The 26,438-nt window shown below is 40.1% G+C and carries 17 protein-coding genes and 4 pseudogenes; 1 reads left to right on the plus strand and 20 read right to left on the minus strand.

Features of this window, described 5'->3' with window-relative positions; genetic code table 11:
* Positions 1-11: 11 nt before the first annotated feature.
* The 20 genes and pseudogenes from CEF22_RS15930 to CEF22_RS16025 all read right to left on the minus strand — a co-directional run bounded on the left by CEF22_RS15930 (position 12) and on the right by CEF22_RS16025 (position 25,935).
* Positions 12-770, minus strand: coding sequence for an ABC transporter ATP-binding protein (locus CEF22_RS15930; protein ID WP_100403642.1), 759 nt, complete (start codon positions 768-770; stop codon positions 12-14).
* Positions 771-773: 3 nt separating this feature from the next.
* Positions 774-3,092, minus strand: coding sequence for an ABC transporter permease (locus CEF22_RS15935; RefSeq protein ID WP_100403643.1), 2,319 nt, complete (start codon positions 3,090-3,092; stop codon positions 774-776).
* 103 nt (positions 3,093-3,195) lie between these two features.
* Positions 3,196-3,843, minus strand: coding sequence for a TetR/AcrR family transcriptional regulator (locus CEF22_RS15940; protein WP_100403644.1), 648 nt, complete (start codon positions 3,841-3,843; stop codon positions 3,196-3,198).
* Between the two features lie 215 nt (positions 3,844-4,058).
* Positions 4,059-5,486: an Asp-tRNA(Asn)/Glu-tRNA(Gln) amidotransferase subunit GatB gene (gene gatB, locus CEF22_RS15945; protein WP_100403645.1), complete on the minus strand. Its 1,428-nt coding sequence runs from the start codon at positions 5,484-5,486 to the stop codon at positions 4,059-4,061.
* Between the two features lie 12 nt (positions 5,487-5,498).
* A complete protein-coding gene (gene gatA, locus CEF22_RS15950; RefSeq protein ID WP_100403646.1) occupies positions 5,499-6,956 on the minus strand; it encodes an Asp-tRNA(Asn)/Glu-tRNA(Gln) amidotransferase subunit GatA in 1,458 nt (485 codons plus the stop codon).
* 12 nt (positions 6,957-6,968) lie between these two features.
* The gene (gene gatC, locus CEF22_RS15955; RefSeq protein ID WP_100403647.1) at positions 6,969-7,259 is read right to left on the minus strand and encodes an Asp-tRNA(Asn)/Glu-tRNA(Gln) amidotransferase subunit GatC; all 291 of its coding nucleotides are present in this window, start codon (positions 7,257-7,259) and stop codon (positions 6,969-6,971) included.
* A 179-nt stretch (positions 7,260-7,438) separates the two neighbouring features.
* A complete protein-coding gene (aceA, locus tag CEF22_RS15960) occupies positions 7,439-8,719 on the minus strand; it encodes an isocitrate lyase (RefSeq protein ID WP_100403648.1) in 1,281 nt (426 codons plus the stop codon).
* A 28-nt stretch (positions 8,720-8,747) separates the two neighbouring features.
* A complete protein-coding gene (gene aceB / locus CEF22_RS15965; protein WP_100403649.1) occupies positions 8,748-10,340 on the minus strand; it encodes a malate synthase A in 1,593 nt (530 codons plus the stop codon).
* A gap of 151 nt (positions 10,341-10,491) precedes the next feature.
* Positions 10,492-11,661 carry a CamS family sex pheromone protein gene (locus tag CEF22_RS15970; RefSeq protein ID WP_100403650.1) on the minus strand — a complete coding sequence of 390 codons (1,170 nt, stop codon included), beginning with the start codon at positions 11,659-11,661 and terminating at the stop codon, positions 10,492-10,494.
* Positions 11,662-11,676: 15 nt separating this feature from the next.
* Positions 11,677-13,683: an NAD-dependent DNA ligase LigA gene (ligA, locus tag CEF22_RS15975; protein WP_100403651.1), complete on the minus strand. Its 2,007-nt coding sequence runs from the start codon at positions 13,681-13,683 to the stop codon at positions 11,677-11,679.
* 17 nt (positions 13,684-13,700) lie between these two features.
* Positions 13,701-14,138: pseudogene (locus CEF22_RS15980) on the minus strand (ATP-dependent DNA helicase PcrA); the annotation flags it as partial.
* Positions 14,139-14,211: 73 nt separating this feature from the next.
* Positions 14,212-15,987, minus strand: coding sequence for a reverse transcriptase domain-containing protein (locus tag CEF22_RS15985; protein ID WP_198508083.1), 1,776 nt, complete (start codon positions 15,985-15,987; stop codon positions 14,212-14,214).
* 626 nt (positions 15,988-16,613) lie between these two features.
* A pseudogene (locus CEF22_RS15990) lies at positions 16,614-17,762 on the minus strand (3'-5' exonuclease); the annotation flags it as partial.
* 891 nt (positions 17,763-18,653) lie between these two features.
* A pseudogene (locus CEF22_RS15995) lies at positions 18,654-18,788 on the minus strand (UvrD-helicase domain-containing protein); the annotation flags it as partial.
* 59 nt (positions 18,789-18,847) lie between these two features.
* On the minus strand, positions 18,848-20,668 hold the full coding sequence (gene ltrA, locus CEF22_RS16000; protein WP_100403654.1) for a group II intron reverse transcriptase/maturase: 1,821 nt from the start codon (positions 20,666-20,668) through the stop codon (positions 18,848-18,850).
* A gap of 696 nt (positions 20,669-21,364) precedes the next feature.
* Positions 21,365-21,952 (minus strand): annotated as a pseudogene (locus tag CEF22_RS16005) (UvrD-helicase domain-containing protein); the annotation flags it as partial.
* Positions 21,953-21,982: 30 nt separating this feature from the next.
* On the minus strand, positions 21,983-22,675 hold the full coding sequence (locus CEF22_RS16010; protein WP_100403655.1) for a heptaprenylglyceryl phosphate synthase: 693 nt from the start codon (positions 22,673-22,675) through the stop codon (positions 21,983-21,985).
* 126 nt (positions 22,676-22,801) lie between these two features.
* Positions 22,802-23,101 (minus strand): YerC/YecD family TrpR-related protein, encoded by a 300-nt coding sequence (locus CEF22_RS16015; RefSeq protein ID WP_094836145.1) that lies wholly within the window; start codon positions 23,099-23,101, stop codon positions 22,802-22,804.
* 25 nt (positions 23,102-23,126) lie between these two features.
* On the minus strand, positions 23,127-24,155 hold the full coding sequence (locus CEF22_RS16020) for a DUF3048 domain-containing protein (protein WP_100403656.1): 1,029 nt from the start codon (positions 24,153-24,155) through the stop codon (positions 23,127-23,129).
* 37 nt (positions 24,156-24,192) lie between these two features.
* On the minus strand, positions 24,193-25,935 hold the full coding sequence (locus CEF22_RS16025) for an adenine deaminase C-terminal domain-containing protein (RefSeq protein WP_100403657.1): 1,743 nt from the start codon (positions 25,933-25,935) through the stop codon (positions 24,193-24,195).
* Positions 25,936-26,051: 116 nt separating this feature from the next.
* On the opposite strand from CEF22_RS16025, the gene CEF22_RS18600 reads away from it, so the two are divergent.
* A complete protein-coding gene (locus tag CEF22_RS18600) occupies positions 26,052-26,243 on the plus strand; it encodes a hypothetical protein (protein WP_157843254.1) in 192 nt (63 codons plus the stop codon).
* Positions 26,244-26,438: the final 195 nt, after the last annotated feature.

A 26,438-nucleotide genomic window follows, 5' to 3' on the forward strand; every position in this document is an offset into this window, starting at 1 on the left:
ATTGAACCTAATTATATTCCTAGTCCCCTCATTTCACCCATAACTTTCTCCACCCTGTCATCAATATCTATGCCATTGAATTTATCAAACCGCATTTCGCTCACGATTTTCCCGTCACACATAAACAGAATACGCTCCGTCCTAGCCGCAACCTTTGCGTCGTGAGTGACAAGCATAACTGCAGTACCTTCTGTGTTTATTTCAGAAATTGTATCCATAATTTTCTGTGCGGATTTTGAATTAAGTGCGCCAGTCGGCTCATCACCGAAGATAATTTTAGGATTACTAATAAGTGCGCGGCATATTCCCGCACGCTGAAGCTGTCCTCCTGAAACTTGGGTAATATCACGCTGTTCCAGTTCCGCAATACCAACCTTTTTCATAAGCAATCTTGCTTTTTCAATAATCTTCGCAGCGCTTTTTCTGTTATCCCGCATGGAAGGAAGAATAATATTATCGAGAATGTTCAGGTTTCTAAGTAAAGTCGGTTGCTGAAAAACAAAACCCATCTTTGTTCTGCGTATGTCAGCAAGCTCCTTTTCACTAAGTGCTGATAGATCCCTGCCATCAAAAGAAACCTTTCCGCCGTCAATACTCCCCATTCCACTCATCGCATACATCAGCGTCGATTTTCCTGATCCCGAAGGCCCCATAACCGAAACGAATTCTCCATCATTTATTTCCACGGACACTCCATCGAGAACATTATGTTTTTCATTACCTACTCCGAAAGACTTTACTATATTTTCACCGATAATAATCTTCTTCATAATTTACTCCTTCATATTTTCAGATATTTTTATTTTTCCCGCTCTCGATGTACCGATAATTGTTGCAATAAGTACTGAGCATATCATCATCAATGGGCATAATAGATACGCAGAAAGTGGATTAACAACAAACTCAAACGACGACGCTCCGAACGATGAGATCACCGTGCTCGCAAGTAGCTCTCCAAAAGTGTTTGCTAGAAGCGTCCCAAGAACAGTTCCTACGATCAGAACAAATACCGAACGCGAAACATACTGAATTGTAATATCCGAGTTTGTAAAACCTAACGATTTCATGACCGCAATAGAGTATCTGTCCTTTGCAATAAGCATTTTCATAAACAACAGTGTAACTAATACCGCTATAATCAGCGCAACGGCAATTGCAGCATAGGATGCCTTTCCGACGGAGTGTATTGTCGAGCCGAATGTCTGTGTAATATATTCATCAATACTCGAAATCTTTGCAAATGTGAACCTATCTGCATATTCCGAAGTCTTTCCTTCAACGAGAGATTGATCCGAAAACTCCGTGTAAATCACGCACCACATCATTTCTGCCGAATCGTCAGAGAAAACAGCCTTTGCGGTTTTACCACCATTAGTAATGTCGGAATAAATTCCGCATACCGTGAGATTTTTCTCCTTCCCCTCAATTATCAGTGTAATAACATCACCGACTTTTTTACCTAGCTCATCAGCGTTAATAGCTGAAAGTGCAATTTCGTCTTCTTTGACAGGAGCTCTGCCTTCCGAATATTCTACTGGGAATATCGAATGGTCGCCAAGCTCAATTTTTATTCCTTCCTCTGATCCATCATCCGTTTTTACTTTGAATGTTTTCGTCGTAAGGACAGCATATTTAGAGATAGATCTGTCACGTTCTAGCGTCTTTGCAATTTCCGCTGCTTTTTTAGAAATATTGTCAGTCTGCTGAATGTCAATACGCATATCACTATTTCCTATCCCCATATATGTGATGAAGTTTTTTGAGGAAATAGTGTTGTACAGGTTCTGTGGAACGATAATGATAAATGTAGAAATCACAAGCACGACAAGCATTGTCATGTAAATACTTTTTCTCATAAAAATATCTTTTACTCCCAGAAAAACATTGGTGTTAAGTAACCTGTTTCCACTTAGACAAAAACGTTTCGCTCCTGCAGATTTTTCCTGTGAAGTGCCAAATCTTATAGCTTCCACCGCAGATATTTTTTGAAAACGTTTCAACACTTTGCTTACATAAGAAATAATTGCAAGGAATACAATCAATATCCCGATTATTCCAACAATTAAAGCAAGAGAAGACTTTTCACTTTCGCCCATATAAAGCCGTATATTTTCAAGAAGCATGCCTCTGAACACAAAGGAAAGTCCAAACCCGAGAGTACAACCAGTTGCTGCAATGACCGCGTATTTCGCAAAATAAATCTTTTTTATGTCAGAAACACGTAGCCCTATTGCTTTCATAACACCTATTTCACGGTAATCGTCTTCGATTTTCGCAAGAAGCGTAAAGCGTATGCACATAAATGTAATAGCAACGACAAGCACACTTATAAGAAGTATGACCGCAATCATCAGCCCATCGGAAATGGCATTAAGCATTTTGAAGAGCGGATATGTAATTGTCGGTCCGTTTGCTTCAAGTCCTGCGGAGGTGTAAGCCGTTTCGAATGCGCCAATTTCAGACAAGTTCTTTAACCTAAACTCAATCAGATATTCCGTGCTCCCGAAATCCTTTATTGCCGCATAATCATTTTCGCTCACAAGAAACCTCTTTGACGAGGCAAGTAACGAATTCATCTGTGAATCTCGAAAAAATCCTGCAACAGTAAATTTCTTTCGATCTATCACAACTTTGTCACCGACTTTTGCAATGCCATCCTTCATATAACCTACTGGAACATAAACCTCTCCATCAGATACACTTATAATATTTCCGTCAAGATCAAGGAGATAATCAAATTTTTCATTCTGTGTACTGAAGCCGTTATCTTGAACAGTATCTGCAAGCGAGTTTCCATCAATTATAATTTGCGAACCATCAACATTGAGAAATTCAACCACTTGAAATTCATCGACATTGCTATTCTGCTCTGCGAAATCCGCAAGCCGTCCAATATCAATATCTCCTGAATGCATCTGCATAAAATGCGAAGTTTTCGCTTGCTTCATGAGTGTATCTATCGCACCCGAAAGATTTACAACAAGTATTGCCGAGAGAGCAACAAGCATAGCTGCAACAGCGACAAATATCGTTGTTGTCAGCGTTATCAACTTGCTTTTTAAAATATCATTACGGATTATTTTGTAATACATAAGTCACCTCTGTTTTCAAATTGTATAAATGGCTGAAGTAACACATAAAAAACTCAATAAGTAAGCCATTCTTCTACTACTACCCGAGAAGACATTTCCTGAATTATTCATTGCTGTTTCTATCTCCACCGTCAAACATCTTCATCATGTACGTAAGACTTCCGCTTTCGACACCGAGTAGCCTTTCTACGTTGAAAACAAACGCCTGTATACGTGAAACCTGCTCTTCATTCGTCATATTCACCATATCATCATCAAAAATTGTATTCGCATACACCACAATCATTTCCATACATTCATATGGATACGGCGTATTGAATAGATCTTGTTCAATGCCCTCACAGATTATTTTCGTCAGTATTGGTGGAACGCCGTTGATTATGACCTTTTGTATTTTCTGATGCATAAGCGCGTTTTGCGGCCTGTGAATGTGTTCCATTATTTCCTGACTGCCTCCTCCACTGATGTTCAGTGACATGACAACGCGGATAATGCGGTCGACTACAGGTATGTCCTTGTCCATGGCAATTGCCTCCGCCGTCTCTAAAAGACGGATACTATAGCGCTCAATCAGCGCATCCATAATATCCTCTTTTGACTTGAAGTGATGATACAATGTTCCTCGTGCAATCCCAACCTTTTCAAGAATATCGTTTGTACTCGTTCCATCAAAACCTTTCTGACCGAAAAGTTCATCTGCTACATCAAGTATTTCGTTCCTACGCTCCTCAGCTTTCTTTATAACTCTCATTTTTACAGCTCCTTCTTATAGACCGACTGTCTGTCTAATATATTACATAATATTACCATGCTATTGGTTTAAAATAAAGATCAATTAAAATTTTTTTAGAAAAATTAGGTTTTAACAGATTTAACTTAGGAGATTTGCTGATTTGTTTGTCTTTTTTACTGAACTCCCCACCACACAAAAAAACCTCCCAAGCATCTGCTCGGGAGGTCCACTCATTATCGTTTTTTGATTTCTTCTAATAATAATTTGTTCAGTACAGCTGGGTTTGCTTGTCCTTTAGAAGCTTTCATGATTTGACCTACTAGGAAGCCTGTTGCTTTGCTTTTTCCGTTTTTGAAGTCTTCGATGGATTGCGGATTCGCATCTAATGCATCATTGATGAATTTCAATAACACACCTTCATCAGAAATTTGAACAAGGCCTTTTTCTTTCACGATCGTCTCTGCATCGCCACCGTTTTCGATTAATTCTTTGAATACTTTCTTGGCGATTTTTGAAGAAATTGTGCCTTTTTCAATTAAACGAATCATGCCAGCTAAACCTTCTGGTGTCAATTCACATTCAGCTAGCTCTTTGCCTTCTGCGTTTAAATAAGCGGATACTTCGCCCATTAACCAGTTAGAAGCAAGTTTCGCATCAGCATCCGCTGCCACCGTTGCTTCGAAAAAGTCAGCCATTTCCTTCGTAATCGTTAATACGTTAGCATCATGTGAAGGTAGGCCAAGCTCGTTCATGTAACGTTCTTTTCGCTGATCCGGAAGCTCAGGAATCGTTGCACGTACACGCTCTTTCCACTCGTCATCGATGTGGATGTCAACTAGATCTGGCTCAGGGAAGTAACGGTAATCGTCGGAGCCTTCTTTCACACGCATTAATAATGTTCGACCAGTCGATTCGTCAAAACGACGAGTCTCTTGATCGATCACACCGCCAGATAATAACACATCTGCTTGGCGTTTTTCTTCGTATTCTAATCCTTTACGAACAAAGTTAAAAGAGTTTAAGTTTTTCAACTCGGTTTTTGTACCAAACTCTTCTTGACCGTATGGACGTAATGAAATGTTAGCGTCACAACGAAGAGAACCCTCTTCCATTTTACAGTCAGACACTTCTGTATATTCGATGATTGATTTTAATTTTTCTAAATAAGCATATGCTTCTTCTGGTGTGCGAATATCTGGCTCAGATACGATCTCCACAAGCGGCGTTCCTTGGCGGTTGTAATCGCATAAAGAAACGTTACCTGCGTGAGTTAATTTACCAGCATCCTCTTCCATATGAATGCGAGTGATCCCGATTTTTTTCTTTTTGCCGTCTACTTCGATTTCGATCCAGCCGTTTTCACCGATTGGTTGATCGAATTGGGAAATTTGGTAAGCTTTCGGATTATCCGGGTAAAAATAGTTTTTGCGGTCAAACTTAGTAACAGATGCCACTTCACAATTCAGTGCCATTGCTGCTTTCATCGCAAATTCGACGACGCGTTCGTTGATAACTGGAAGTACACCTGGGTAGCCTAAGTCAACGACCGTTGTATTTGTATTTGGCTCTGCCCCGAAGTGAGCAGGCGCCGATGAAAAGATTTTTGAATTCGTTTTTAACTCTACATGGACTTCTAATCCAATGACCGTTTCAAAGTTCATTTTGTTCACCCCTTACAATGTTGGTTTTTGTTTATGAAAGTCTGTTGCTTGTTCAAACGCGTGAGCAACACGATATACTGTTTTCTCATCAAAATGCTTACCAATGATTTGTAGACCAAGTGGCATACCATTTGAGAAGCCACATGGAACAGAAATACCTGGTACGCCCGCTAAGTTAACAGGAATCGTTAAAAGATCGTTCGCATACATCGTTAATGGATCATTAATGATTTCACCAATTTTAAACGCTGGTGTTGGCGTTGTTGGACCGATGATGACATCATAGTTTTCAAATACATCTTCAAAGTCTTTTTTAATTAATGTACGTACTTGTTGCGCTTTTTTGTAATACGCATCATAGTAACCAGAGCTTAATGCAAATGTTCCAAGCATAATGCGGCGTTTTACTTCATCGCCAAAGCCTTCCGCACGCGTTTTCTTGTAAAGATCGATTAAGTTTTCAGCATTTTCTGCGCGGTAGCCGTAGCGAATACCGTCAAAACGAGCTAAGTTAGAAGAAGCTTCTGATGACGCTAATAAGTAGTAAGTCGCCACTCCATATTTAGAATGTGGAAGCGATACTTCGTCCCAAGTTGCGCCCATGCCTTCTAACACTTTCAATGCATCAAGAACGGATTGGCGTACGTCTTCTGACACACCTTCACCAAGGTATTCTTTCGGCACAGCAATACGAAGACCTTTCACATCACCAGTTAAGGCTTGTGTATAAGAATCAACTGGGATATTCGCCGATGTAGAATCATGCGGATCGACACCAGAAATCGCTTCTAGTAAGTATGCATTGTCCTCAACATTACGTGTAATTGGACCAATTTGATCTAATGAAGAAGCGAAAGCGATCAAACCGAAACGAGATACACGTCCGTATGTAGGTTTCAATCCTACGACACCACAGAAAGCGGCTGGTTGACGAATCGAACCACCTGTATCCGAACCTAGAGAAAATGGTACTTCTCCTGCGGCTACTGCTGCGGCTGAACCACCTGAAGATCCACCTGGTACACGATCTAAGTCCCATGGATTACGCGTTTTTTGATAGCTAGAGTTTTCTGTTGAAGACCCCATCGCAAATTCATCCATGTTTAATTTACCGATCGTGATCGTTTCTGCTTCATGAAGCTTGTTCATTACCGTTGCATCGTAGATCGGGTCGAAGTTATTTAAAATTTGGCTTCCGCTCGTTGTGCGCAACCCTTTTGTAACGATATTATCTTTAATTCCAATCGGCATCCCAAATAAAAGGCCTTTTGCCTCATCTGTTCCGATTTTTGCTTGTAATGCTTCTGCTTGTTTGCGAGCATTTTCTTCGTTTAATGTGATAAAAGCTTGAACCTTGTCCTCTACTTCTTGAATTCTTTTATAAGATTCATCCACTAAATCAGGGATGGACACTTCTTTTTTATGTAAAAGATCGTGAAGCTCAGTCAGCTTATGATTAAATAATGTCATCCTGTTCCCTCCTTACTCCATAATAGATGGCACGCGAATTTGCCCATTTTGATGATCCGGGGCATTTTTCAATACTTCCTCTTGCGGAAGGCCTGGTTTCGCCTCATCTTTACGCATAATGTTTTTCATATCTAAAACATGGGATGTTGGTAATACATCCGTTGTATCTAACTCATTTAATTGCTCAGCAAAAGAGATAATGGCATCAAGGTGAGATGTAAATTTCTCTACCTCTTCATCAGTCACCGCAAGGCGCGCTAAATTCGCCACATGTCTCACTTGTTCTTCTGTAATACGTGTCAATTTCCTTCACCTCCATAAAAATTAAAGCGTGTCACAATACTATTCATCTTATCAAATTTCCCGAGCTTATAGCAATTCGCACAAAGTTTATTTTACCACGCTCGTACTCTTTCTAGTAGCTTCTTATTAAAAGAAATAACCTCCGAGCTTATTCACTCGGAGGTTATTTCTCACTTTGATTACTGCTTTTGGAATTGCTCTTCTTCTGTTGAACCTTTAAGAGCTGTTGTAGAGGATTCTCCACCAGTAACAACCATTGATACTTGGTCGAAGTAGCCTGTTCCTACTTCACGTTGGTGGCGTGTTGCTGTGTAGCCATCTTTTTCAGCATCGAATTCTGCTTGTTGAAGTTCAGAGTAAGCACCCATGCCGCGATCTTTGTAGCCAAGAGCCAATTGGAACATGCTGTGGTTAAGCGCATGGAACCCAGCTAATGTAACAAATTGGAATTTGTAACCCATTTTCCCAAGCTCAACTTGGAACTTCTCGATCGTTTCGTCATCAAGTTTTGCTTTCCAGTTAAATGAAGGAGAGCAGTTGTAAGCAAGTAATTTACCAGGGAATTTCTCATGAATCGCTTCAGCAAAACGACGCGCTTCCTCAAGGTTCGGTTCAGATGTTTCACACCAGATTAAGTCAGCATATGGAGCGTAAGCAAGACCGCGAGAAATCGCTTGATCCAAACCAGCTTTTACTCGATAGAAACCTTCAGATGTACGCTCACCTGTGATGAATGGTGCATCATAAGAATCGACATCACTTGTAATTAAATCCGCTGCGTTCGCATCCGTACGTGCAATCAATACAGTTGGCGTACCCATAACATCCGCTGCTAGACGAGCTGAAATTAAGTTACGAACTGCTGTTTGTGTTGGAAGAAGTACTTTCCCGCCTAAGTGACCGCATTTCTTCTCTGAAGAAAGTTGATCTTCAAAGTGAACACCAGACGCACCTGATTCGATCATGCCTTTCATTAATTCGAATACGTTCAGTTGTCCACCGAAACCAGCTTCTGCATCGGCAACGATTGGCGCGAAGTAGTCGATCGAGTCGTCGCCTTCCATATGAGCAATTTGGTCAGCACGTTGAAGCGCTTGGTTAATACGCTTCACAACGCTTGGTACACTGTTGGCAGGATATAAGCTTTGGTCGGGATACATATGTCCAGAAAGGTTCGCATCCGCTGCTACTTGCCAGCCGCTCAAGTAGATCGCTTTTAAACCAGCTTTCACTTGTTGAACCGCTTGATTACCCGTTAGTGCGCCAAGTGCATTAATGAAGTTTTCTGTTTTCATATAGTTCCATAGCTTTTCAGAACCACGACGAGCGAGTGTATGTTCAATGTCAATTGATCCACGAAGCTTGATGACTTCCTCGGCAGAATATGGACGAGTGACCCCTTGCCATCTTGCATCGTTTTCCCAGCTTTCTTGTAATTGTTGTACGCGTTCGTTTGTCATGATAATTCCTCCCCAATGTTTTTTTATATTAAAGAATTTTATAACCTGGTAAAGTTAAAAACTCCTCAAACTCATCTTGAATAATTAATTGATCAAATAGCTGAGCCGCTTCTTCAAATCGGTTAGAGGCAAATACTTCTTCTCCTACTTCTTGCTTCAGTTTTTCTACTTCTTCTTCTTTCAATTGTTTATATAATTCCATTGTCACTTCGCGGCCGTCAGTTAATACACCTTTTGAATGTCTAATCCACTGCCATAATTGAGCACGTGAGATTTCCGCAGTCGCCGCATCTTCCATTAAATTATGTAGCGGTGCTGCTCCACGTCCGCTTAACCAGGAGGCGATGTATTGAATGCCTACACTAATATTGACGCGGACTCCTTGTTCAGTAATGTCACCATCTGGTACGGCAAGAAGTTCTTCAGCAGAGACTTGAACGTCCTCCCGTTTTTTCGATTCAATCTGATTGGACTTTTTCATTTCTGCGTTGAACGCCTCAAGTGCAACAGGAACAAGGCCAGGATGGGCAACCCAAGTGCCGTCATGTCCATTTTCGGCTTCACGTTCTTTATCTGCCCGTACTTTTGCATAGGCTTCTTCGTTTTTCTTCTCATCGTCCTTAACCGGAATTTGAGCCGCCATTCCTCCAATTGCCGGAGCTTTTCGGCGGTGGCATGTTTTAATCGTCAGTTGTGAATAAGCACTCATAAATGGAACCGTCATTGTTACTTGAGCCCGGTCTGGTAAAATCACATTCTCTTGATTTCTGAACTTTTTAATGTAGCTGAAAATGTAATCCCAGCGTCCACAGTTCAAACCAGCGGAATGATCACGTAACTCGTATAAAATTTCATCCATTTCAAATGCTGCCACAATCGTTTCAATTAGTACCGTCGCTTTAATGGTACTTCTCGGAATGCCGATATACTTTTGAGCAAAAAGGAAGACATCATTCCAAAGTCTCGCTTCTAAATGGCTTTCAAGCTTCGGCAAGTAAAAGTATGGCCCTGTGCCATTTTCAACTTGCTTCAAGGCATTGTGGAAGAAGAATAAACCGAAATCAAAAAGGCTTCCAGAGATTGGTTTCCCATCGAGCTGTACGTTCTTTTCTTCTAAATGCCAGCCTCGTGGGCGAACGATAAGCACAGCTGTTTCCTCTTTTAGTTCATATTTCTTTCCGTTAGGGTTTTCAAAGCTAATTGTGCGGTTCACCGCATCTCGCATATTGATTTGTCCTTCGATGATGTTGTCCCATGTTGGTGAAGTTGCATCCTCAAAGCAAGCCATATAACATTTGGCGCCCGAGTTCAGTGCATTGATGACCATTTTCCGGTCTACTGGGCCGGTAATTTCTACTCGGCGATCTTGGAGGTCTTTTGGTAGTGGCGCAATGGACCATTCGCTGTTGCGGATATGTGCTGTTTCTTCTAGGAAGTCTGGTTGTTTACCTTGGTCAAACTCTTTTTGTCTTTCTTGACGCTTTTCCAGAAGTTCGAGTCTACGCTCTCCAAAGCGCCGTTCGAGCTGTTCAATAAACTGCAGTGCATCAGGTGTTAGAATTTCTTCATAACCCGGTCGCATTGCCCCTGTTACATTAATGCCAGCTGTTTGAGTGGCCATGAACTTCATCCCCTCTTTGTTATATTACAGTTGTTTATTCTGTTACTCGTATTATATAACAGAAAATATTAGAAGTGAACAGATTTTTCAAATAATTTTAAATTTTCCTTCGACAAATTCCCACAAAAAAAAGAGCGGGCTCACCGCTCTTCTATTCATAAATATGAACAGATGGTTTATCTGCATTCGGTTTTTTAACAATTAATGCTTCTGGTCCACTCGTTGATGTGATCGTTACTTCGACTGGTATATAAGCAGGAAAATGATCCATCGTTAATCCGGTAACAAATTGGGTAAATCCAATCGCTTCCGCTTTTCCATAAAATTGAATCGGGATTTCAATGGTTAAGCTCACTAGCTCATCCCCATGATATAATGCCTTTCCAACCACACCATTATAATTTTTAAAATATTTTTCCACATCTTGCTTAAAGTTTAAAAAATAGCCTAGATCATCTCTCCGCTCTTTTTCTGCTTCTGGTGACGGGAATAAATAATATTTCTCATTGACTTGCTGCCATTTTCCAATCGTGTCCTCATCTTCATCTAGATGCGTATAGGCGATGAAATTTCCCGGAACGACCGAGTTTTGAGCTTGCTGTTTAAATAAAGCGATTGTCACAGGCACATCCTTTAAGCCTTTTGTCGTTCGCACTCGCTTCGCTACTTCTTCAGCAATTTTCTTTCCTTCTCGTTCTATTACTTCATCCGGAATCTTGTGTTCATACTGAGCACCATATTTTTCTTTTGTATAATAGTGAACAGAGTTTAATGCTAATCCAATGACCGCTCCACTCAATTCTAATGAATTCTCTTTCGTTTTCGTTAAATAATTATGCTCCATAATATGAGCTAAATAGATCGGGCTTTTCTCATTTCGCTCTTGTACCGAGCCTTTGCCGTTATCGACCGGGTTTAATCCTAGGTTCTCCTCCGGCTTCATCTCTTTCTCTTTTAGCTGCGCATCGGTATATTTTCTATTTAACCAAGCTCGGACCGTATCTTTATCAAGCATTTGCCCTTCTTGGAACAAATATCTGTCTGGAGAAAAGTTCTCTTGGGCGATTCGCATTAACCCTGTTTCAAATTCAACGATATCATAGCGAGTATTTAAATTAGCAACGACCATTCCTCTTGCTTTTCCCGGTTTAAACGGTGTTAGCGTTCGATAAAAATCTTCAGAGATTTGGTAATTCGGAATGATCGCTTTCTCTCCTTTGCCATCACCTTTAATGATTTCTTCGGTCTTTTCTAATTTCGGCGCACAACCACTAATTAGTAAAGAAGCCGTTAATGCTGCCAAAAATATTTTCTGCTTCAAGCGAGCCACCTCTTATTAATTAAGTTCGTCCAATAGCTTTTGTTCATCCCATACGTCAATGCCTAATTCCGTCGCTTTTGCTAATTTAGAACCTGCTTCTTCCCCAGCAATGACGAGATCAGTCTTTTTGCTCACACTGCCTGATACTTTTCCACCAAGTGCTTCTATGCGCTCTTTCGCTTCATTGCGCGTCAACTGATGTAGTTTTCCTGTTAAAACGACCGTTTTCCCAGCGAAGAAAGAATCGGACTGTTCTACTGTCGCAAGCTTCGGACCTTTATACACCATGTTGACACCAGCCGCTTTGAGATGTTCGATGAGTTCTGCCACTTCTGGCAGGTGAAAATAAGCAACAATTGCTTCAGCCATCTTATCACCAATTTCATGAATGGCCGTTAATTGTTCAAAATCCGCTTCAGCCAATGCATCCATCGTTTCAAAGTGTTGCGCCAATGTTTTCGCTGCTTTCGCTCCAACATGACGAATACCCAAGCCAAACAATAATTTTTCTAGCGAATTTTCCTTTGATGCTTCAATTGCTTGAAGTAAATTGTCTGCTGACTTTTCGCCCATGCGTTCTAAGTTGATCAACTGTTCTTTCGTTAACTTGTAGAGATCGGATACATCTTGAATCAGCTGTTCGCGGTACAGCTGAGCCACCACTTTTTCACCGCAACCATCAATGTTCATCGCATTACGGGAAACGAAGTGAATCATCCCTTCCCGAATTTGTGCAGGGCATTTCGGATTCATACAACGAAGAGCCACTTCTCCTTCTAACCGAACGAGCTCCCCATCACATTCTGGGCAGTGCGTCGGCATATGAAATTCTTCCTCCTCACCTGTTCGGCGTTCTGCAATCACATTGACAACTTCCGGGATGATATCTCCCGCTTTTTTGATGACAACATAGTCCCCAAGCTTAATGTCCTTTTCTCTAATTAAATCCTCATTGTGTAAAGAAGCGCGTTGTACCGTTGTTCCCGCTACACGTACCGGTTGTAAAATCGCGGTCGGGGTCACCACGCCTGTCCGTCCGACACTTAACGTAATGTCAATTAGCGTCGTCACCACTTCTTCAGCCGGAAATTTGTATGCAATCGCCCATCGTGGACTTTTCGCTGTTGCTCCAAGCTCCTGTTGCTGTTCAAGTGAATCGACTTTGATGACAATTCCATCAATTTCGTAAGGTAAGCTAGGGCGCTTGTCTACCCAACTTGCCACATAGTCAATCACTTCATCGATATTATCGCATACTTTTCGTTGTTTGTTCGTTTTAAAGCCTAAATCATCAAGCAGATCGAGACCAGCGCTATGAGAAGTTACCCCTGTTTCACCTGGGTTAGCTACCCCATATAAGAAAATATCGAGATTACGAGAAGCCGCAATCCGGGGGTCCAGCTGACGCAAGGAGCCTGCTGCTGCATTACGTGGATTGGCAAAGGGCTCCTCACCCTTTTCATCTTTAATCGCATTTAATGCAATAAATGACTGTTTTGGCATAAATGCCTCGCCCCGCACTTCTAACGTAAAAGGCTGATTAGTCCGTAATGGAATCGAGCGAATTGTTTTTAAGTTAGCGGTAATATCTTCACCCGTCGTTCCATCTCCACGGGTCGCTCCTTGAACAAATAATCCTTGTTCATATTTTAATGAAACGGCCAGTCCATCAATTTTCAACTCACAGACGTAAGAATAGCTTTCCTCACCGATCGCCTGCTTCACTTTACGGTCAAAATCGCGTAAATCTCCTTCATTAAAAGCGTTGCCTAGGCTTAACATCGCTGTATCATGACGGACTTTATTAAACATTTCAAGCACCTCGCCCCCTACACGCTGAGTAGGGGAATCCGGTGTTTGTAAATCTGGAAATTCATTTTCTATCTTGATTAATTCTTGCATTAAACGATCATATTCAGCGTCAGGTACAGACGGTTGATCCAGTACATAGTACTCATAATTGTATTGGTTCAATATATTATGAAGCTCCTGTACTCGTTCTGTTGCTTTAGTTTTGTCCATCAAGACACCCTTTCTCTTTAAGCTTTTTGAATCGGTGCAAATTTAGCCAACAGTCGCTTAATGCCAGTCGGACTTGGAAAAGCAATATCTAATTCGACGCCATCTCCACTGCCTTTCACGCTAACGACCGTACCCGTTCCCCATTTCTTATGGCTCGCTTTATCGCCTACTTTCCAGTCAGTACCGCTACTAGCTGTATTGATTCGCGGACGTGCCACCGGACGGCGTGGTGCTTGCGATTGAGTTTTCACTCCAAATGGTGTGTTGACTCTTTCAGCAGCTGCCATATTATCAATCAAATCTGCTGGAATTTCACCAATAAAGCGCGACACTGGATTCATATTTGTTCGACCATATAAGGTGCGCATTTGAGCATTTGTTAAATATAACTCTTCTTCCGCTCTAGTGATTCCAAATGGTGATAGGTAAACCTTTGAAGTTATCTCCAGCTTTTCCCCCACCCCACACCGTGCGTGCAAGTTTCCCCGCACACGGCGTTCCATCTAATCATCAATAGTCAGTTTCGCATTATTTTAATGAATTATAACCACAGAGTTTTCTATATTTGTTCAATTGTTTTAAGTTTATATAGGCAGGTAAATCCTTCAATTTTAAATTCACATCATGTACGAATTTATGTGATGTATTACTTAACATTACAAGATTATTGTAACTATCCGTACCACCCAAATTTTTCGGGATTTTATGATGTATATGAATTTCTTGTGGGTCCATTGTTAAATATTCTTTATCTAAAATCGGTTCTTTTTTGTGTTGGTTCAGTAGACTTGGGATGTAAATAATATTGCTACTATTTTTCCCAGTTTTCGTTCGGTTTTCAAAGAAATAGTTCAGCCACTCTAATGCTTTATATTCTGTTTGATTTGGTTCCCACAATTTGTGTACTTCATACATATAATTAGTTGTACTTTTTACACTATGTTTCCTCATCTCCCAAAGGTCTAATAGTTGACCGTTTACCATAAAGCTTACATGTGGATTTCTGACTATATCAATTTTAACCTCTCTGCGTCTAACCATCTTTTTAATAAGCAATAACTGTATTCTACTTATAAGCCACGTTAAATTCGTGCAGATATTGTAGTAATTAAATATTCCTCTTATATATACGATGAAGTAATCTAAATTGCCTTTCCATAGACACCATTCAAGTTTTCGTTTCGTTTCTTTCCAAAGTTTCTTTTGGTCTTTAACCGAAATGATAAACGAGTTCTGTTTGGTACTGTTTGTTTTTCGGTATTTAAAACCTAAGAACTCCAATTGTGTGTCGCCATGGATTGGGATAAGTTTTGTTTTGTCACGATTTATTTCTAATCCGTTTTCTTTACACCAATCTTCTAGCATCATTATTGCATCGTATATATCATATTTACCTTTGCTAATTAATACAAAGTCATCTGCGTATCGAATAATTTTCACTACTCTACGTTCTTGCAACCAATTGAAGTAAAATTCCCGACCACGTTTATAATTCTTACCATGGTTTTTATGAATATTAGGGTTTTGGATAATTTGGCGTCCATTGTCTCGCTTAAAGTCATTTATTTCATGAAGTCGAAGTTCAAAATCATGGAACATCACATTGGCGAGTATTGGACCTAAAATCGTACCCTGCCTTAATCCAATCCCGTTATATTTTTCTTTTGGTTGTATCAAATCAATCCACATTAACCGTTTTATACATTTTAGAAATGCTAAATCATGTATATTATGGTTTGATTTTAACTTATCTAACACTTTGTCGATTTGTACGGTATCAAAGTATTCTTTTAAGTCGCAATCATAGATATGACCTTCGTTATTGTATTGTAAAGTAGTTGCGATATAGGACATACATTCTTGAGCGTTTCGATTCTTTCTAAAACCAAAACTTTCAGGATTGAAATGTGCTTCAAGAATTGGTTCTAAGATATTCCTCACACATTGCTGTGCAATTCTATCGAATAAGTTTGTAATGCCCAATGGTCGCATCTTCCCGTTGCTTTTTGGTATCATCACACGTCTTGCTTTACCTTGTTTTGAACCAAATAACCGATTTTTAACTTCCTTTATAACGACATCAATATCGAGCTTCATAATGTTGTTAAATGTTAGACCGTCTGGACCTGCTGTTTTCTTACCTTTATTGCTACCTATAATTTTAATTGAACAAATAATATTTACTTCGTCTATGACGTATTGCCATAAGTGGTTAAATCGTGTTTTGGTTAATGCTTTATCAAATAATATTTGCTCGATATCGTTAATACCATATCGCCAAATATCTTTTTCTTTGACCTTCAACCGTATCGCCTTCTTTCCACATGGGATAGCGATTACTATTGATGTTAGACTTGGGGCCTTCCCTCCACTTCCATTACAAAGCTTCAACAGTACTATGCCCCTACTGACTCCCCTATTCATGCTCTTTCATGCGATTCGCAATCCCCAAGCGATTACTAAACGTTAGGGGTCTCAAACGTTCCGATATTACTAGGTATATAACTGTACTTAGGTTCCACCTTTATCCCGACTATACCTTTTCAGTAGAACAACCCATTAGTTCTATCCATCAGAATCCCATACGATAAATCCTTTGGAATATAGTTAATTAGACAACATTTCTATTGCCCGCTCTACGAGACGTACATTCAGTGGTTCGTCATTAGTTATCTAAATTCTAACCATATACAGCTGCCCAGCCCGCACCATATTCACAGTAGTGTTTAACCTTTCCTCAGCTTGTCCTGTTAGGGCTACTTAGTGCGACTTTACCCAACTTCACACAACCTGTTACCAGAATTGCATGTGGGAGTATTAGCTTCCATCTAGTCACGGAGATTATTTGGGTTCTCCGCCGTGGTGTCGTAATATCAGTTGTTGTTAGCAAAATTTATGCTAACCCTGCCAATCCCTTCGCCTTAAGCGATTTCTGGCAAACGTTTCATACCATAAGCTAAACGTCTCTCTTCTTCCATTTCTTCCTCTTCCATTAATGAGCGACTATGCGGGAACACCCCTTCTTCCATACCCATTAAAAAGACGACTGGGAACTCAAGGCCTTTAGCAGAGTGCAAAGTCATTAATACGACTGCATCTTGTTCTTCCTCTTCTTTGCCGAGCTGATCGATATCCGCTACAAGCGCCAAATCGGTTAAAAAGGCGATTAAGCTTTTATCATCATTCGCCTCTTCAAAGCTGTTCGTTACGGATAAAAACTCTTCAATATTTTCAAGTCTACTTTGCGATTCAATCGTTTTTTCCGCTTTTAACATATCGCGATAACCTGTGCGCTCTAATACTTCTTCTACTAGTTCAGACACAGACAAATATTCTTGCTGCTGCGTATACGTTTCAATTAACCGACGAAACTCAATCGCTGTTTTCGCCGCTTTCCCACTCAAGCCGATAAAATCCGCTTCTGCCAATGCTTGATACATCGTTATATCGTTTTCTTGGGCGTAACGAGAAATCTTATCGAGAGACGTGGAACCAAGGCCACGCTTTGGCACATTAATAATCCGCTGCAAACTAATATCATCATCCGGATTAGCAATTAAACGTAAATAAGCTAACAAGTCTTTAATCTCTTTACGATCATAGAACTTGATTCCGCCGACAATTGTATACTCAATATTCGACTTCATCAATACTTCCTCGATCACACGAGACTGGGCATTGGTACGATATAAAATCGCCACATCTGACCGTTTTCGCTTGCCGCTATCAGTCATTTCTTTAATTTCCCCAGCTACAAACTGCGCTTCTGTTTGCTGATTATCTCCGCGATAATAAGACAGTTTACGCCCCTCTTGATTCTCCGTCCATAACTTCTTCGGCTTACGATTCGAATTGTTTTTGATCACTTCATTCGCCGCTTGTAAAATCAATTGCGTCGAGCGATAATTTTGCTCAAGAAAAATTGATCTCGACTGCGGATAATCCTTTTCAAATGACAAGATATTCGCAATATCTGCGCCACGCCAGCGATAAATGGATTGATCTGAGTCCCCAACCACGCATAAATTATGGAAGCGACTCGCTAATAGTTTCACTAACATATATTGGGCTCGGTTCGATATGGATAGGTAAGCCTTTGATGTCATCTCCAGCTTTTCCCCCCATTCACACCGTACGTGCGAGTTTCCCCGCATACGGCGTTCCATCAACTTGTTATCATCAAGCTACTATTTTATCGTTTCCAACCAACTTGCGAAGTTTGTTGATTTTGTCTAAGGCTTTTATTGGTTGTTATCAGTCAACTAATCACCACCCAATTAATGGTTAGCTTTCGCTTCTCTTAGTCATACTCGAACCTGATAGACGATAAATGTAGTTGCTTTAACAAATTGACTAGTGGCTATCCCTCCATGATGTTTCCATCACTTCAATGGTACTGTGCCACTACTATCACTGACATAAAGATAAGTTATCGCTTTTTGCCTTTCCTTATCACCGTTTCAACGGCAGGTAAGACCTCCACGTTGTCAGCTTCCCACGTTCCAATGATTTTATCTGTACATACACTTTTAGGTGAATCCTCTAGCCCTGCTAGCTTAGACGTGCCTATAACACGACAAGGTGTTTCATAAAGACAACTCTTACTCCACCTCACTAGCACCACGCATCGTGGTAATACCATTTCTAGTATCTATACCTCTAGAGCCGTACATTCGGATTTTCGTCAGTTGGCTTTTTCGCACCAACATTCTCACCATAAGCGATTTATAGACCCCCGGCTTATTTGTTGCGCCTTCCACCTCTGGAAAGCTTGCGTCAACTTGACTTGTTACGGCAACATTCAGCCGACTTCACCGAGCTTATAACCCCAAGACACTTACTTATCTTGACGCTATTCGGAGGATTAGGGAGAGCCTTTCGGAGCGTTACCTCTTTCATTCGACTCTTCAAATCATCAGTTCTCCTAACCATCGGCTAGTGGCTAATCTTTTCAATTAGCAACGTGTCGCACTATCTTGATACTCATCCACGTGAATGTATTGGAATTTCCGTTGATAAAACTCCAACACTTCCGGAACGCGCTGGAACAATTGAATGGTGATCATGATTAATGGTGATAGGTAACAATTTGATGTTATCTCCATGTTTTCCCCCACCCCACACCGTACGTGCACCTTTCAGCGCATACGGCGTTCCAACAATGCTACTCTATTTCAATTTCATTAAGTTTACATTGGTTTCTGAGCTTGTTTATTTTAGCTATCTGCTGTTTATTCAGGTTTAACTCTTTAATCATTTCTTTGATTTTCCAATCATACTTTGTATGAATTAAATTGTGAACTCTTCTATCTAACACAATTAAATTTTCATAACTGTCATCACCACCAAGATATCTTGGCAAGATGTGATGACAATGAAAATCTAACCCCGTGAATTGTTTCAATATCGCACATTTACCTTTTTGTTGAGCATATCTCGAAACCTTATTTATATGGAATTGGGTGGAAGAAGTGATGTTACTCTCTACAAGAATGATGTATGATTGCCAATCTTTCTTCTCTTTTGTGAAATCATAAGGTTTTTCCTGTCTTCTTTTACAAAGTGGATATTGAGTTTTACCCATCGATATTGGCATTACTGGTACACCGTGCTGGACCCAAACTTTACAGTGATTCTTGAGCTTGGTCATTTTGATTCCAACACCTGTGCTTTTTAATTCAGATTCTGTTAGATATCTAAATTCACCATTCATTTGGAAATGATTATAGATTATTTTGTTTAGTCGCCAAGCTATTTCGCTCATATCTACACTTACTACTGTTGCATGTTTAAAATACTCCCATAACCCAAAAGTTTTGGTATTCAGTTTGTATATATCTGCTCCAGACCAAGTGTTTCTAATCTGTTGGCGATAACTAGCTAAAATTTTCTTTTTCTTCTTATCCGATATTCTACTTTCTGCTACCCATTTATTTCGTTTCTTCTTTAGCTTAAATTTAAAGCCTAAGAATTCACTGTACTTTTTCTGCAGGTTTATTATTTTGCTTTTGTTGTCCTCAACATCTAATTTCAATCTTCTTTTTAGATAATTTGCTACCGCATGAGACCATCTAACAGCTTCATTATACGTTTTGCATGTAATGACAAAATCATCTGCATAACGTACTAATCTGCCTTCTTTTAAGGTGGAGAACTTTCTAAGATGCCTATACTTATCTCCACCTTGAGACCCGTTTTTATTCATTTGGATTGTAATGGATGGTGTTTCTATACCACATTCAGTCCATTGGTCGTTTACCCAGTGGTCTAAATCATTTAAAACCACATTTGATAGTAATGGGCTTAAAATACCTCCTTGAGGAGTACCTTTACTAGGCGTCACTAGTTTACCGTTTGATTCAAGAATTTTTGCTTTTAGCATCTTTTTAATAATCTGTAGGACACTCTTATCTTTAATACCAATGCTCCATAATTGATTAATTAAAATCTTATGGTTCACGTTATCAAAGAAACCTTTAATGTCTACATTTACGATGTATTGATGTTTACTTAAGTTCAGGCTTTTCATTACATCGGCTAAAGCATTCTCTTGATTCCTTTTTGGTCTGAATCCATATGAATTATGAGCAAATTTTTTCTCGCATATTGGTTCAATAATTTGTTTAATACATTGTTGTATTAACCTATCCCAAATTGTCGGTATGCCTAGTGGACGAAGTTTTCCATTATCCTTTTCAATGTAAACTCTTTTAACTGGGTCTGGTTTGTAATCTGACAGCCTCTCCCTTACAGTTTTAATTAGCTTATCTAAACTTATGTGATTGATATCTTCAATGTTAAGTTCATCTACGCCTTTGGCATGACTACCTGTATTTCTTTTTAAGCAATCATAAGCACAAATAATATTTCTTTTGGTAGTGATTAACTTATAAAGATTCTTGGGCGTATCGTTTTCCCACAGTTCATTTTGTAACGGTAGAATATCATGGTATTCAGCTCTTTTACCTTTAGTATTCAGCGTCATTACATCACTCCCGTTTTTGGAGCGAACTTGACAACTTAACCGTTTCCTCTGAATTTTCCTTAATTGAAATTTACTTTAGAAATTTGCACTGTCTAAGGGCTATCCCTCCACTACTTGTTATCATAGCTTCTCAGGTACTGTGCCCTCGCTCTCACAGACATTAAACCCATTTCGTTTCCTTTATAGGGTAAGATACACTCTGGTATAAGTTATTCCGTATCTTGTCTGCTTTCCACGTTCCGAATTTACTAGCTGTACATATAGCCTTAGGTCTCTGCTTTAAGCCTGCAGCACATATATCTATTTGGTGATATCCCGAATTTCTTAACGACCACTCATACTTTTCGGTATGCTACACTCCGTATTAAGGAGCTAAGAAGTTTCCCTCTTATCTTCGTCTAGACCTGTACATTCGCAGATTCGTCAGTCTACATTTAGACATTCTAACCATAGCTATTTTATAGCACCCCACGCTATCACAGCCATATCCCTAAGGACTTAGGTTATTTCACGTGACTTCATCCCGCTTTATACCTTGCAGATATACCACTCCACAACGCATAGGGAAGTATTAGGTTGTATGTTTCATAAGACCATAACTTATTTCATTCCATACATCGTAAATTCAGTTGTAGCTAAGTTTCCTCAGCCCTCACCTTTACCGCATTTTTAGCAAATGCTTAGGGTGAAACGTGTCACACAATCATCAAAGTCTAACGCTTGATTTTTCTTTAGCCGTTTTTGATATTCGGTGTACACTTCACTGACGACTTGATCCATGTAGCCACCTTGACTTTTGCTGAACGTTTCAGGATCAATTAGTTCATTTTTAGCGGAACTAATGGAAGCCAATAAACCACGAGGATCAAATTTCTTCGGATCAAGGTTTTTTTCCTTTAAAATCCCTTTAATCACCGATTGCTGATCGGTCGAGTCTAAAATAGTAAAGTTGCGATTGTAGCCGATACGGTCGATATCTCTCCGTAAAATTCGGACGCACATTGAGTGGAAAGTCGAAATCCAAATATCCTCTGCTGCGCCACCAAGCAATCTGCCAATCCGCTCTTTCATCTCACGCGACGCCTTGTTGGTGAAGGTAATCGCGAGAATGTTATACGGATTCACACCCTTTTCCACCATTAAATAAGCAATTCGATGAGTGAGCACTCTCGTTTTACCTGAACCAGCTCCTGCCATGATCAATAGCGGACCTTCCGTCGTCTTCACTGCTTCCTGCTGTTCAGGATTTAAGCCTGTTAATAATTTTTCAGTTAAAAAGTTCATTCTTCCACCACCTACAAACATATGTTCTTATTATACACCATTTTTGACTGCTGTAACTGTTTTTATTGCTTCTGCTAGTTGTTCATAGATGATATTACCGATCACAACGATATCGGCATATTGAGCCATTTCTTTTGCTTGATTGGCCGTCTGAATACCGCCACCGTAAATAAATGTCGTATTGTTTAGCGTCTCGCTTACTGCCTTGACAGTTTCTACATCTCCATATGTCCCACTGTACTCTAAATAAAACAATGGCAGACGCATCATATTCTCTGCCATCATTGCGTAAGCAACAATATCCTCTTTAGATAGCGAAGCTTTTGCTTCCGTTAACGCAGCCGCTTTACAATCAGGGTTAGCAATACAGTATCCTTCTGCATAAATCTCTTCCCAGTCCATCAATTCACCGAATTCTTTGATCGCCTCATGATGGAGACCCGTAATCCATTCAGCTTTCTGACTATTAAGCACCGTCGGGATAAAATATAAATCGAATCCTGGTGTGATTGATTCAATAGTAGAAACTTCTAGCACACAAGGCACAGTATATCGACGAACTCGCGCCATTAAATCAAGGACATTTTCTAGTGTAACCCCATCACTGCCCCCAATTAAAATCGCATCCGTACCTGATTCGCATAATCTTTCTAACGTCTCGTCATCTATCTCTTTATTTGGATCTAACTTAAACACATGACGCCATTCGCGCACATCATACATCTAATTTCCTCCCATTCTATATTCAAAACATAGCCAAATATTTGGCACCCTTCATTATAACATTAAAATAAGGGCCTGACCCCCATCGCATCATATATGTATGCAGTGGAAATCAGACCCTTTATTTTATTCAGACGGTTCTTTAATTCGGTCAAGAACGAGCTGGTACGCATCATTTCCATAGTTTAAGCAACGCTTGACACGAGAAATGGTAGCCGTAGATGCACCAGTACCCGCTTCAATCTTATGGTAAGTTTTACCTTCTTTAAGCATGCGAGCAACTTCAAGGCGCTGAGCGAGTGACTGAATTTCATTGACTGTGCAAAGGTCATCGAAAAATAAATAACATTCTTCTAAATCACGAAGAGACAAAATTGCCTCAAATAGCTGATCTAGCTCTTTTCCACGTAACTTTTCAATCTGCATATGATGCTTCAAACCCCTTCGCTAATTATTTTACAAATTCAACTATTTGATTGAGCCCTTTTGAAGCAGGAATTACTTGAATCCATGTGTTTCCAGGGATAAAATCAAGCATCGATCCTTTTTTAAAAGGGATAATACGCCCGTTGACATTAGACCACTCGACTTGACGAACAATTCCGTGTTGAATCAGGTAAGCCGAACCACCTGAGGATAGATCAATATCTAATCGCCCTTCCGAATCAACGACACGATGACCGGCTTCAATAATAAAGATATTGTCTGCTAATACAGGCTCTTGTGTTTCGCGATCTACCTCTTGTTCTCCGCTAGTCCATCGCTCATAGCTCTGTTGTTTTGTGTCATACTTGTACTCTACTTGAAAAGCAGCTTGATTAGAGTAGCGAATATGAACGGTTTCCGCTTCTTGCCCCACAAGTTCTTTCACTTCAGCTTGCTTCATAAAGTTCAGACTGTCAGGAGGCGTCTCCAAATCATAGCCTTTCTCCTTTGCTACCTCATTCATTTCATCAAATATCATATAAGAATTATGAGGAGCCACTCTGGAAGGATCTCGTTGAAAAATGTTTCCCTCATATTGAATCCCATTGATCTGGTCAATCTCTCCACTTTGAAGCATTTTTTTCGCATCTGGACTATAACCATGCGCGATAAATAAACTGTCGTATCCATTGGCCAAATCAATAAAATAATCTCTCGCACTTCGCACAGGACCTATCTTTTCAGGCTGTTGACTTTGATAAATAGCTAGGAAACGTGTCATATTCCCTTCAACCATTACTTCATATACAATATCCGCCTGTGCCAATCCAGTTTGTGGACGTGCTTTTGGATGATTATTAATAACAACCGCTGTCGCTCGTTGGTCTGGCTTTTCCTCTGTTTTCTCCCCAGTTAACGGAGAAACATAGTTGCCTTCATTAGCTGGCAAAGCCACTCCATTTTCTTTCTGAGCTTCATTGTTTTCTTTCTGTCCCCAACAACCGCTTAATAAGATCGCACTTGTTAGTAAGGTCATGATGGTTAATTTTCTCATACAAAACTCCCATATAGATTCTCTTCACTTTACTATTTTAACGCATTATAGTCGGAAAGAGTACCGTTTTCTTCATGACATCATACATTCCATGTGAAGTGATACGAATGTATGGTAAATGTGTCGATGATAAAAAAAGTAATGTATAGATCGGGTCATCAAATTGATAGCCGCGATCAACTAACAGTTTTTTCAACTCGACTTCTTCTGTTATTAATTCCTCTATCGGCTTAATAGACATCATGCCTGAAAGCTCCAAAGGAATTTCGTGAACGATTTGTTCATTTTCAGCAAGAACTAACCCTCCACCGATTTCTTTCATTCGAGAGAAAGCTCGTTCCATCTCTCGTTTACATTTTCCGATCAGAAGAATATCACCTGTATTCGAAAATGAGGAAGCAAGTCCTTGAACATTCGTCGCAAAACCTTTGATCGTCGTATTCACGCGCCATTTCCCACGACGGTCTAATAATACTAAAAAGTTTTCATCGTCTGTCTGGTCAAGTTCTTCGCCTGAAACATCAACTTCAAGAGAGTACGGCTTTGTAATGACATTGTTAACCATTTCAATTCCAAACGGCATAGAGAATTGTAAATCTTCCTCTTGTAGCTCCCACTCTAACTTCAACGGACCAAATCCATACTTTTCCCAATTGATTGCAGGGAAAGCTGGTACCGACTCATCTTCCTTCTTCACCCATTCCCCTTTTGATAAAACAGCAACTGGAGTAGGTTGATGCTCATTTTCCAATATATTAATATTAGCTACTCTTCCCGGTGCAATCACGCCATGTAAATGATCCACTCTATAATATTTCGCCACATTATAACTCGCCATATGATAAGCATCGATCGGTGGAACTCCATATTCAATTGCCTTAGCAATCATCCAGTCCAAAATCCCTTCTTCATAAAAAGAAGGAGGCGAACCATCTGTCGTAAACATCATCATATCGTATTGATTCAAATTCATTTCGTTCATGTCCTGAAGTAGCAATTCGAGGTCTGGTCGAATCGAGGAGTGGCGTAAAGAAACCATATATCCTGCCATTAAACGCTTCTTAATATCTTCTCCACTCATGGATTCATGATCGCTATCTGCACCAAGTAACGCCATCTTTGTCAGCGTTTTTTCAGAGGCACCCGGAAAATGGCCTTCAATTCTTTTACGCATTCGCTTTGTTTCTTGAATCCAATGCAACATCATGTCATCGCCAGCTAAAAGCTTTGGCCATCCAGTCAGTTCTCCCCCTTGGACAACTGCCTCATGCTCCATCCACGATTTCACTGCCGTATTAGAGAAAATTTCTTCTTCATTTGCCAACTCTGTTTGTCCATCATAACGGCACCACCAATACATACTAACGGGCAATGTTCGCAATTCCTCAAGTAAAGAAAACGCTTTCTTTTCTTCTAACAGCAAAAATAGCATTAAGTTGTCATTGATAAAAGTAGTCGTTCCTGTCTTCACTGCATATTCAGCGAAAGTTTGGGGATTATAAAGCTGAAATGGATGAACATGTGGCTCGATATAACCTGGGACTAACGTTTTATCCTGACAGTCATATATTTCATAAGAGCCTTTACTAGTTGGCAAATCCTCACCAACATACACAATACGATCTTCATAAATCCAAATATTAGCTGTCACCCATTGTTTAAGGATTGAGTGCAAGAAACGGGCATTGGTCAGAACTAATGTCGGAGCAATCTCTTCATTAACAACCGCTACATGTGCTCTAAGCTGCCTGTTCCTCCAGCGATATCTTTGTTCTAACATTTATACAGCCTCCTAAAAGGAAGTTATCATTCCATTTATTAAATTATTGATTATCGTAACACATTTTACAGTTTAACGCTCTAAAGAACTACATTTTTTTTGAACAAAATGTGAATTTGAAAAGCGGAAGGCGCTGTTCAGCGACGTATGGACTGGAACGAGCCGATCGAGATAAAGGAAACACGATGAACGTTAGTGAATCGATGTTGACTTATCGCAAGGAGGGGCGTGGAAGTACACTAGTCGCTAGCGCCTGCAGCTGGACAATTCGAAAAGCGGAAGGCGCTGTTCAGCGACGTATGGACTGAAGCCACCCGCACGAGATAAAGGAAACACGATGAACGATAGTGAATCGATGTTGATTTATCGCAAGGAGGATGGCGGAAGTACACTAGTCGCTAGCGCATGGAGCTAGACACTCGAAAAGCGGAGCCGACTGTCCAGACACGACAAGCAAATGACAGAATGACGAAATGGCGTTCTTCAGCCATACAGTCAGGGTG

This window comes from Bacillus sp. FJAT-42315 (assembly GCF_002797375.1).
Taxonomy (GTDB): Bacteria; Bacillota; Bacilli; order Bacillales; family Domibacillaceae; genus Bacillus_CE.